The 1043-nt window shown below is 69.5% G+C and carries 1 protein-coding gene and 2 pseudogenes; 2 read left to right on the forward strand and 1 reads right to left on the reverse strand.

All coding sequences use genetic code 11. From position 1 onward, the window contains the following. Positions 1 to 329: pseudogene (locus DBR34_RS22360) on the reverse strand (DUF4153 domain-containing protein); the annotation flags it as partial. An 80-nt stretch (positions 330 to 409) separates the two neighbouring features. On the opposite strand from DBR34_RS22360, the gene DBR34_RS07930 reads away from it, so the two are divergent. Both DBR34_RS07930 and DBR34_RS22365 read left to right on the forward strand, forming a co-directional pair. Further along, positions 410 to 976, forward strand: coding sequence for a YqgE/AlgH family protein (locus DBR34_RS07930; RefSeq protein WP_128096387.1), 567 nt, complete (start codon positions 410 to 412; stop codon positions 974 to 976). Continuing rightward, a pseudogene (locus DBR34_RS22365) lies at positions 969 to 1043 on the forward strand (Holliday junction resolvase RuvX); the annotation flags it as partial. The gene DBR34_RS07930 and the pseudogene DBR34_RS22365, both read left to right, overlap by 8 nt.

Raw genomic sequence — 1043 nt, forward strand, 5'->3', positions numbered from 1 at the left:
ATCGAGAACGGCCACAGCACGGCCCCCTGGTCCAGGCCCTTGGCCCCGCCGCCGAGCGTCCAGCCGATACCGCTGGCCAGGGCCAGCACCAGTAGCGAGGCCAGCCCGGCGTGCAGCCACAGGCGGCGGTCGCGCAGCTGCACCAGCGTCAGGGCCACGGCGGTGGGCACGCTCAACACCCAGGCATACCAGCACACGCGGTGGCCGAGATCGTGGAAGGGCCAGCGGTCGGCGGTTTCCTGCGCGGCGTACAGCATCAGCCCCTGCAGCAATGCGATCAGCACGATGGCGCTGCGCGAGGTGGTGGGGAGTGCAGGGCTGGCAGTCATGCGGTGCGGTCCTTCCTGGAAGGCCTGCATCCTAGCAGCGCTCACGCCCGTGCCCCGGGCCCAGCGGTTAGAATGGGCGCATGTCCGAGCTCTCCACCTCTCTCGCCCATCACCTGCTGGTCGCGCTGCCTTCGCTGACCGATCCCACCTTCGCGCGCAGCGTGGCGCTGATCTGCCAGCACGACGACAACGGTGCCATGGGCGTGCTGGTCAACCAGCCGTCCGAGTACACCCTGGGCGACGTGTTGGCGCAGATGGAAATCACCACCGACAGCCCCGACCTGCGGGGCCAGATCGTGCTCAACGGCGGCCCGGTGCACCCCGAGCGCGGCTTTGTCATCCATGACGATGCGCGCAGCTGGGATTCCAGCCTGGCCGTGGGCGACGGCGTGTTCCTGACCACCTCGCGCGACATCCTCGAAGCGATGGCCCGTGGCGAAGGCCCGCGCAATGCCCTGGTCACCCTTGGGTGCGCCGGCTGGAGCGAAGGCCAGCTGGAAAGCGAGCTGGGTGAGAACAGCTGGCTGACCGTGCCGGCCGATAGCGAACTGCTGTTCAGTACGCCGTTCGAACAGCGCTGGCAGGGCGCCGCCTCGCGCATTGGCGTCGACCTGTTCCTGCTCACCGATTACAGCGGCCATGTCTGAGCCCGCCGCGCCACCGCCGGCTGCTGGCGCCGTCGGCACCATCCGCCGCGATGGCACCGTGCTGGGC

Source organism: Stenotrophomonas sp. HMWF003, from assembly GCF_003061285.1.
GTDB classification, from domain to species: Bacteria; Pseudomonadota; Gammaproteobacteria; order Xanthomonadales; family Xanthomonadaceae; genus Stenotrophomonas; species Stenotrophomonas maltophilia_AP.

Bases quoted from the DNA above. Each gene is read 5' to 3' on its own strand.
- DBR34_RS07930 (WP_128096387.1), top strand. From the start codon at position 410: ATGTCCGAGCTCTCCACCTCTCTCGCCCATCACCTGCTGGTCGCGCTG.